This window comes from Propioniciclava soli (genome assembly GCF_014858005.1).
In the GTDB taxonomy this organism is placed as follows: domain Bacteria; phylum Actinomycetota; class Actinomycetes; order Propionibacteriales; family Propionibacteriaceae; genus Propioniciclava; species Propioniciclava soli.
The window spans coordinates 182,275-191,430 of the sequence record NZ_JACYOT010000009.1 but is presented as its reverse complement, the minus strand read 5'-3'; the positions used below and the strand labels follow the sequence as shown (position 1 = coordinate 191,430).

Here is a 9,156-nt window from a genome sequence, read left to right as displayed (position 1 = left end):
GGGGGCGCAGCCCCCACGCCACCAGCGGTGGGGGGGCCAGGGGGCGCAGCCCCCACGCCACCAGCGGTGGGGGGGCCAGGGGGCGCAGCCCCCACGCCACCAGCGGTGGGGGGCTGGGGGGCGAAGCCCCCCAGGGACTACTTCTTGCCCTGGTTCTTGACCGCCTCGATGGACGCCTTCGCTGCCTCCGGGTCAAGGTAGCGGCCACCGGGGGTGACGGGCTTGAAGTTCTCGTCGAGTTCGTAGAGCAGCGGGATGCCGGTCGGAATGTTCAGCCCGGCGATGTCGTCGTCGCTGATCTCGTCGAGGTGCTTCACCAGGGCGCGCAGCGAATTGCCATGGGCGGTGACGAGCACCGTCTTGCCGTCGGCGAGGTCGGCCTTGATGTCGGAGTCCCAGTAGGGGATCATCCGGGCCACGACGTCCTTGAGGCACTCGGTCTGGGGGCGCTCGTCGGCGGGAACGTCGGCGTAGCGGGGGTCGTTGTACTGGCTGTACTCGGCGTCCCGCTCGAGCACGGGCGGCGGGGTGTCGTAGCTGCGGCGCCAGAGCATGAACTGCTCCTCGCCAAACTTCTGCAGGGTCTCGGCCTTGTCCAGGCCCTGCAGGCCGCCGTAGTGACGCTCGTTGAGCCGCCAGGAGCGCTGGACGGGGATCCAGTGCCGGTCGCAGCCGTCCAGGGCCAGGTAGGCGGTGTGGATCGCGCGGCGCAGCAAGGAGGTGTGGAGCTTGTCGGGCAGCAGGTCCTCCGACTTGAGCAGCTCGGCGGCCTTGCGTGCCTCGCCGACACCCTTCTCGTTGATGTCCACGTCCACCCAGCCGGTGAACAGGTTCTTGGAGTTCCACTCGCTCTCGCCGTGGCGCAGCAGGATCAACTGGTAGGTCATGGCTCCAGCCTAGCCACGGACGCCGCCGGCGGCAGGCGTGCCGGGCGATCCCCCGCGCAGTGCCGCGGGAAGTTCCGATCCGGGTCGCGTCCGGGCGCGAACCTGCCCTCCAACCTCCCTAGTCCTGTCGCCGCCTCCCTGCCGTTGCCGCCGCCCCCCTGCCCTTGCCACCGCCCCCCTGTCCGAACCGCACCTCCCCAGCGTTGCGACGGCAGGGTCGTGGCCGTCCGGCAGGGTGGCGCGCATTCCGGCAGGGTGGCGCACGCCGAGGCACGTGGGTGGCGCCGACGCGTCAGCGTGACGGAGCGCCGCCGAGCACGTCGGCCAGGTCGTAGCTCACCGGCTCGTCCAACTGGGCATACGTGCAGGAGGACGGTTCGCGATCCGGCCGCCACCGCACGAACTGCGCGGTGTGCCGGAACCGGACACCCTCCATGTGGTCGTAGCGCACCTCCACCACGCGCTCGGGGCGCAGCGGGGTGAACGACAGGTCCTTCGTGGCGTTCCACCGCGAGTGGGCCGCGGCGGTCGGCGTCCGGGGGAAGGACTGGTCGCGCAGGTCCTCCCGCGTCTCCTCGGGCTCGCCCCACGCCCAGGGGTGGCCGCGGAAGTCGGTCACCAGCGGCTGCAGTTCGGCGAAGAGCTCGCGGCGCCGTTCCATCGGGAAGGCGCCAATGACGCCGACGGAGTTCAGCTCCCCCACGTCGTCGAACAGGCCCAGCAGGAGGGAACCGATCGCGTCGGTCTCGGTGCGGTAGAGCCGGTAACCGGCGACCACGCAGTCGGCCGTCCGCTCATGCTTGATCTTCCACATCACCCGCTTGTCCTCGGCGTACGGCTCCCCCATCGGCTTGGCGATGACGCCGTCCAGCCCCGCCCCTTCGAACTGCTCGAACCAGCGGCGGGCCTCCTCGCGATCGCTCGTGGCGCGGGTGAGATGGATGGGTGGGCGGACGCCTGCCAGCACCTCCTCGAGCGCGGCGCGGCGCTCCCGGAACGGCTTCTCCGCGTAGTTCGTGCTGCCGAGGGCCAGCAAATCGAAGGCCACGAAGGACGCCGGGGTCTGGGCGGCGAGCTTGGCGATGCGCGAGGCGGCGGGGTGGATGCGCTGCTGGAGCAGGTCGAAGTTCAGCCGGTCGCCGGCGGCCGGGTCCACCAGGATGATCTCGCCGTCGATGCAGCACGGGTCGGGGAAGTTCTGCTTCACGGCCTCGACCACCTCGGGGAAGTACCGAGTCATCGGTTTGCTGTTGCGCGACCCCAGCTCCACGTTGTCGCCGGAGCGCCAGATCAGCGTCCGGAACCCGTCCCACTTGGGCTCGAACAGCACATCGCCGGTCGGGAAGTCCTTGACAAGCTTCGCGAGCATCGGCCCGTACGGCGGCGTGATGGGCGTGCCCCACTCGGCGTCCCGTTCGGCCTTGGGGGCGAGGTAGTCCTCCTCGGCCCGGTCCTTCTTGCGCCTGCTCGGCGGCACGCGCGGCGGCTCGCCGGGCATCTTGGGGTAGTCGGGCGGGAAGTTGAGCTCGCCGAGCCCGCGCTCGACGTCGGCGTCCCACAGCGCGAGGGCGGCGGCGACGTCGCCCACACGGTCGTCGATCCCGGCCCACGCGCAGCCGTGCTCGGCCACCAGCGCGGGGACGGTCCACACCGTGAAGGCGGCTGGGTCGGCGTCCCGCAGCGCGTCCCAGGTGAGCGGCATCGACACCGGCGCCCCGGGCAACGGCCGGGGGGCGTAGGCGCCGGCGATGGTGCGGTCGCGGTTGGCCTGGTTGAAGTCGACGAACACCTTCTCCCCCCGCTCCTCCTTCCACCAGCTCGTCGTCACGAGCTCCGGCAGGCGGCGCTCCAGCTCGCGGGCGATGCCGATGACGCCGTGCCGCACGTCGTGGAACTCGTGGGTCGGCGCGATGCGCGCATAGACGTGGACGCCGCGGTTGCCGCTGGTCTTGGCGAAGGCCGTGAGGCCCATCTCGGCCATGAGCTCCCGCAGCGCCAGCGCCGCGGTGAGGGCGTCGGCGAAGCCACGGCCGGGTTGGGGGTCCAGATCGATGCGCAGCTCATCGGGGTGGTCGAGGTGCGCGGTGCGCACCGGCCAGGGGTGGAACGTGATCGTGCCCATCTGGGCGGCCCAGGCCAGCGACGCGGGCTCGTCGAACACCAGCTGGTCGTGGCGGCGGCGCGACGGGTAGGTGCAGGTGACCGTGCGGAGGAACGACGGGGCGCCGCGCGGCGGGCGCTTGCTGAAGAACTCCTCTCCGTCGATGCCCTCGGGGAAGCGCTGCAGCGTCATCGGCCGGTCGCCGTTGAGGTGGAGGAACGGCTGGGCGACGGACAGCAGGTAGCCGGCCAGGTCGCGCTTCGTGACAGCCGGGCCCTGCTCCGTGGCGGGCCACAGCTCCTTGCCAGGGCTGCTCAGCTTCACCTCCCGCGCGCCGTGCGGTCCGGGCACCTCGAGGATCTGGTCGTCTGCAGCCATGGGGTCATCCTGCCCGGCCGGGGTGATCGCCGCGAGGCACCCCGCCCAACCCCCAGTCCCCGGAGCCCCGTCCGCACGTCACACCACCGTGCCCCGCCCCGTGGCGACACCGCTCCCGTGCCGTGCCCGGCGGGGCGCGACGAAAAGCCGACAGTGAGTGCGCGCTCACTCGCGCGTTCACGCTCAATCGCGCGTCCGTCCACGCATCGAGTGTCGCCTTTTCGTCGCTTTCCCCGGCCGCCCCTGGCCCTAGACTCCCGCCATGAGCGAGACGACCCCCGATCAGCGCAGCCCGCAGCCCGCAACCCCCGAACAGCGCAGCCCGGAACAGCGCACGGCGGTCGTCACGGGCGCCTCGAGCGGCATCGGCGCCGCCACCGCTCGGGCCCTGGCTGCCCAGGGGTACCGCGTTTTCTGCGCGGCCCGACGGTTCGCCCGGGTGCACGAGCTGGCCGCCGAGATCGACGGGGTCGCCGTGGGCTGCGACATCACCAACGCCGACGACGTCGCCCTCCTGGCCGACGAGGTGGGCGGGCACCTCGACCTCCTGGTCAACAACGCCGGTGGCGCGGTGGGCCAGGAGCCGCTGGGCGAGGCCGACCTCGAGGCGTGGCACACGATGTACACCACCAATGTGCTGGGCACTGGCCGGGTGACCAAGGCGCTGCTGCCGGCGCTGCTGGCGGCCGAGGGCACGGTCGTCTTCGTCACCTCGACCGCGGCCGAGGCCGCCTACGAGGGCGGCGCCGGGTACAACGCCGCCAAGGCCGGCGAGCGCATGCTGGCGCGTGCGCTGCGGTTGGAGCTGTGCGGCCAGCCCGTCCGCGTGTGCGAGATCGCCCCGGGCATGGTGCACACCGAGGAGTTCTCCCTCACCCGCTTCGACGGTGACGCCGAGCGGGCCGACTCCGTCTACACCGGCGTCCCCGACCCGCTCGTCGCCGAGGATGTCGCCGAGGCGATCTGCTGGGTCGCCGCGCGCCCGCCGCACGTCAACATCGACCAGCTGACGATTCGCCCCCGGGCCCAAGCGGCCAACCACAAGGTGCACCGCATCGCAACTCCCTGAGCAGGGCCGCGCTAGGTTGGAGTCCATGACTGACCAGCCCGCCATCGAACTCAACAACGGCGTCCGGATCCCTCAGCTCGGGTTCGGCACGTTCCAGGTCGACTCCGACGAGACCCAGCGCATCGTCGAGACCGCGCTCGAGGCGGGCTACCGCCACATCGACACCGCGGCCGGCTACTACAACGAGGACGGCGTCGGTGCCGCGCTCAAGGCGTCCGGCCTCGCGCGCGACGACGTGTTTCTCACCACCAAGCTCCGCAACGGCGACCAAGGCCACGACAGCGCGCTGGCCGCCTTTGAGGCCAGCCGGAAGGCGCTGGACGTCGACGTCGTCGACCTCTATCTCATCCACTGGCCGACGCCGACGCGGTGGCTCGCCCCCGAGACGTGGCGTGCGTTCGAGAAGCTGCTCGCCGACGGCGGGGTGCGCGCGATCGGCGTGTCCAACTTCCTGCCCCATCATCTGGGTCGCCTGCTGGAGACCGCCGAGGTCACGCCCGCGGTGAATCAGTTCGAGATCCACCCGACCCATCAGCAGCCCGCGGTGCAGGACGCCTCCCGGGCGGCCGGGATCGCCGTCGAGGCGTACGCCCCGATCGGCAAGGGCGAGGACCTCTCCGAGGAGGCCGTCGAGGCGATCGCCCAGGCCCACGACGTCTCTCCCGCCCAGGTGGTGATCCGCTGGCACCTCCAGCAGGGCCGCATCGTGATCCCGAAGTCCGCGACCCCCGAGCGCATCCGCAGCAACATCGACGTGTTCGGCTTCGAGCTGACCACCGGCGAGCTGGACGCCCTCACCGGGCTCGAGCGTGCCAACCGCCTGTTCCCGAACCCCGACGAGTTCGAGGCCAGCCAGTTCCGCGACTGACCCGACGACCGGCCGGTCCGGGCTCAGGCCCGGACGGCGTCGGGGCCGGCGGACGCCATCGTGGCCAACCACACCTCGGCCAGCCGGGGGCCGTCGACCTCGAGCGCGACGTCCACCTGGGCCGGGGCGAGGCCGTGGGGGTCGTGGTCGAGGTCGCCGCCCCAGTCGCGCTGGTCGACGATGGTGCGGCCGCGCGTCCACGTGCCGGCCAGCTCCACCCGCACGGGCAGCCGGCGGGTGAGCACCGCGTCCGGGTCGACGAGCAGGGCCACCGCGCCGGCGTCCCCGATGGTGGCGTCGGCGGCGTCGAAGCGGCGGCACTGGAAGTCGACCAACCCGGACGCCAGCGCCGCCACCGGGGTGCCGAGGCCCGCGAGCCGGGCCGCCTGGGCCGCGCTCACGCGCGGGGCGTAGAAGACGTCGAGGCCGTACATCGTGACCGGCACCCGGTGCTCCGCGCACGCGTCCAGCACGAGGGCGGCCGCCTCCGGGTCGTGGAACACGTTGAACTCCGCCGCCGCCGTGGCGTTGCTCACCTGCGCCCCGCCGCCCATGAACACCACGCGGCCCAGGCGGTCGAAGGCGTCCGGGTACAGGCGTGCGAACAGCGCGACGTTGGTCAGCGGCCCCAGCGGCACAAGGGTGAGCGGCTGGCCCGCGTCGGCGGCGGCATCCGCCGTGTCACGCAGCAGGTCGACCCCATGCCGTCGATCCGGCCCCCCGCGGGGCGCGGGCAGGCCCAGATCGCCCATGCCGTCGGCGCCGTGGACGTGGCGGGCGTCGCGCGGTTGCTCCAGCAGCGGCCGGGTGGCCCCGACGCCGACGGGCACGTCGCGGCGTCCGGCCGTCTCGAGGACGGTCAGGGTGTTGCGAGTCACGTCGACCAGGCCGGCGTTGCCCGCCACGCAGGTCACAGCCCGCAGGTCAAGCCCGGGATGGAGCGCGGCCAGGAGCAACGCGCAGGCGTCATCGACGCCGGTGTCGACGTCGAGGGCGACGCGCAGCGGGGCGTTCACGCGCCCAGCCGACGGGACTCGACGACGGTCACGGCGAGCACCCACAGCCCGGGGACGAGGATGAAGATCGGCGGGAAGACCCACACGAACCCGACGGTGAGCGCCAGCGCCGCGAACAGGCCCGCGGTGCCGGGGAGGTCGTCGACGGTGAGTTGCGCCGCGCGCCGCACGAGCTGACCCCAGCGGACGCCGCCGGCCATCTCGCCCGAGCCGTGCGACCACAGGGCGGCGGCCCGCACGAGCACCACCCACACCACCGCGGCGATGGCGATCACGACGGCCAGCACCAGCGTGCCCCCGGGAACGAACCCACCCGTCAGCCACACCACGTTCATGTACAGCAGCGCCGCGACCGCCAGCCCGCCGAGCGCCACGAGCCAGTTGCCGCGCACGGCGGCGAGCGCGCCGGAGGCGAAGTCGCCCACGGTGTGCGAGCGGCCAGACACCGTGCGCCGCACCTGGGCCACTCCGGACGCCAGCCCCGCCAGCCAGCCGACGCCGGTGAAGAACGCCCCGAAGGACAGCAGGCTCACCACCACCAGCGAGCCGATCACCGACCAGTCGGGCAGCTGCCAGCGCCGCGCCCGCGTCGCCTCGTCGTCACCGTGGGCATCGCGCGGTCGGGCCATGCCCGCCACCCTAGCCGCACCCCTCGACCCGGGCGCGCCGGCCGGCCCTCCCGTGGCGGCCCGCCGCCGCCCGGCTCAGGCGTCCTCGTGGACCACCGCGCTGCCCCCACCGGGCAGGGTGAGCGCGCCGGACACGCGCGCGCCGGTGAGCAGCTCGGTGCCGGTCGCGGGCACGCGGACCTCGCCGCGCGTGTGGTTGAAGACGAAGAGGAAGGAGCCGCCCTCACCGCGGCGGCGCACGGCCTCGACCCCCGGCTGCGGATCGGCCAGCACCGGTTCGATCCCCGCCTGCGCCAACCACGTCCGCACGAGGGCGCGCTTGCCCTCCCCCGGCAGGTCGGTGCCCACGTACCAGGCGTGGCCGTCGCCGACGGCATGGTCGGTCACCGCCGGGAGCCCCACCAGGACGCCGTCGGTGTACGTGGCGTGTGCCGACGCCCCCCGCAGCTCGGTCCGCTCGGTCCACCGGACGCCCTCGGCGTCCACCCCGTCGAGCAGGACGCCGACCCGCTCGCCCTGCTGCAGCGGGCAGAACTCCTCGGTACGGATGCCCAGCAGCTCGGCGAACGCCCCGGGGTGGCCACCCAGGTGGATGTGGTCGTGGGCGTCCACGATGCCGGAGAACCAGGTGGCGACGAACACGCCCCCGCGGTCGACAACCCCCGTGAGGTTCGCGACCCGCTCGTCGTCGGCCAGGTAGAGGTTGGGCGCCACCACCAGGTCGTAACCGCTCAGATCGGCCTGGGGAGCCACGACGTCGACTTGGACGCCCTCGTGGAAGAACGCGCGGTGCCAGTCGAGCACCAGGTCGGGGTAGGAGAGGTCGTTGGTCGGGTGACTGTCCAGCTCGACGGCCCACAGGTTGGTGTAGTCGAACACGACGGCGACGCTCGAGGCCACCCGGCTGCCGCGCACCGGCGCCAGGCGCTGCAGGTGTTCGCCGAGCTCCACCGTGCTGCGCCACACCCCGCTGTCGGTGCCGGCATGGGGCACCATGCCGGAGTGGAACTTCTCCGCACCGGCGCGGGACTGGCGCCACTGGAAGAACATGACCCCGTCGGCGCCGCGGGCCACGTGGGACAGCGAGTTGCGCACCATCTCCCCCGGATCCTTGGCCCGGTTGCGGGGGTGCCAGTTCACCGCCGAGGTCGAGTGCTCCATCAGCAGCCACGGGTCACCGGCGGCGACGCCCCGGGTGAGGTCGGCCGCGAAGGCCAGCTCGACGTGGCGCTCCGGGTCGTGGGAACGGGTGTAGTGGTCGTTGGCGACGACGTCGGTCTCCGGGGCCCAGTCGGCGTAGTCGGCGTGCCGGTTGCCGGTGCCGATCATGAAGTTGGTCGTGATGGGCACTTCGGGCGTGACCTCGCGGAGCACCGCGCGCAGGGCGAGGTAGTACTCCTTGTGGACGTCGGAGGTGTAGCGGCGCCAGTCGAGCTGCTGGGTGGGGTTGGGGAAGGTCGGGGCGGGCAGCGGGGGCAGCACGTGCTCGAACGACCCGTAGCGCTGGGACCAGAAGGCGGTGCCCCAGGCCTCGTTGAGCGCCTCGAGCGTGCCGTAGCGCCGCTGGAGCCACCCGCGGAACGCCTCGGTGGCGTCCGGGGAGAAGTCGTCGGGGATGTGGCAGCCGATCTCGTTGTCGACGTGCCACAGCGCGAGCGCCGGGTGGGAGCCGTAGCGCTCCGCCATGCGCCGCGTCATCGCCGTGGCGTACTCCCGGTACACCGGGGAGGAGATGCGGTAGGACTGGCGTCCGCCCTGGTGCAGCACGACCCCCTCGCGCGTGACGGGCAGGATCTCGGGGTGCGTGGCCGTCAGCCACGGCGGTGGGGACGCGGTCGCTGTCGCCAGGGCGATCCGGACGCCCCCGGCGTCCAGCTTCTCGATCACCTCGTCGAGCCACGCCCAGTCGAACTGGCCCTCCAACGGCTCGATCGTCGCCCAGGAGAAGATCGCGAGGCTCACCAGGTTCACCCCGGCCTCGCGCATGAGGCGGACGTCGTCGTCCCACACCTCGCGGGGCCACTGCTCGGGGTTGTAGTCGCCGCCGTAGGCGAGCCCGTCGACCAAGTCGTTCCAACCGCGCACGGTCATGGCAGTGCCTCCTTGTCAGCTGCGCGTTCCCGGGCGATTCCGCCCCCGGGGCCATCCGTCACCCTAGCCGTCCGTCGGCCGCGCTCCGCCCCGCGCACGACACGACGACCTGTGCCG

General features: G+C 72.7%; 7 protein-coding genes. 2 read left to right on the top strand and 5 right to left on the bottom strand.

Annotated features, from left to right (window positions below; translation table 11 throughout):
* Nucleotides 1–137 precede the first annotated feature (137 nt).
* Together IFY26_RS11785 and IFY26_RS18245 are read right to left on the bottom strand one after the other, a co-directional pair.
* A complete protein-coding gene (locus IFY26_RS11785; protein WP_232549191.1) occupies nt 138–887 on the bottom strand; it encodes a phosphoglyceromutase in 750 nt (249 codons plus the stop codon).
* Nucleotides 888–1,179: 292 nt separating this feature from the next.
* Entirely contained in the window at nt 1,180–3,366 is a 2,187-nt protein-coding gene (locus IFY26_RS18245) for an ATP-dependent DNA ligase (protein WP_332836188.1), read from the bottom strand.
* Between the two features lie 262 nt (nt 3,367–3,628).
* On the opposite strand from IFY26_RS18245, the gene IFY26_RS11770 reads away from it, so the two are divergent.
* On the top strand, nt 3,629–4,435 hold the full coding sequence (locus IFY26_RS11770) for an SDR family oxidoreductase (protein ID WP_232549190.1): 807 nt from the start codon (nt 3,629–3,631) through the stop codon (nt 4,433–4,435).
* A gap of 25 nt (nt 4,436–4,460) precedes the next feature.
* Nucleotides 4,461–5,303, top strand: a complete 843-nt coding sequence (locus tag IFY26_RS11765; RefSeq protein ID WP_232549189.1) for an aldo/keto reductase — start codon at nt 4,461–4,463, stop codon at nt 5,301–5,303.
* Between the two features lie 23 nt (nt 5,304–5,326).
* Here IFY26_RS11765 and IFY26_RS11760 read toward each other — a convergent pair whose 3' ends face one another.
* The 3 genes from IFY26_RS11760 to IFY26_RS11750 all read right to left on the bottom strand — a co-directional run bounded on the left by IFY26_RS11760 (nt 5,327) and on the right by IFY26_RS11750 (nt 9,039).
* The gene (locus IFY26_RS11760; protein WP_232549188.1) at nt 5,327–6,319 is read right to left on the bottom strand and encodes a nucleoside hydrolase; all 993 of its coding nucleotides are present in this window, start codon (nt 6,317–6,319) and stop codon (nt 5,327–5,329) included.
* Nucleotides 6,316–6,948, bottom strand: a complete 633-nt coding sequence (locus IFY26_RS11755; protein ID WP_232549187.1) for a hypothetical protein — start codon at nt 6,946–6,948, stop codon at nt 6,316–6,318. The genes IFY26_RS11760 and IFY26_RS11755 overlap by 4 nt, the downstream gene beginning before the upstream one ends.
* Nucleotides 6,949–7,023: 75 nt before the next feature.
* The gene (locus IFY26_RS11750; RefSeq protein WP_232549186.1) at nt 7,024–9,039 is read right to left on the bottom strand and encodes a beta-galactosidase; all 2,016 of its coding nucleotides are present in this window, start codon (nt 9,037–9,039) and stop codon (nt 7,024–7,026) included.
* Nucleotides 9,040–9,156 lie beyond the last annotated feature (117 nt).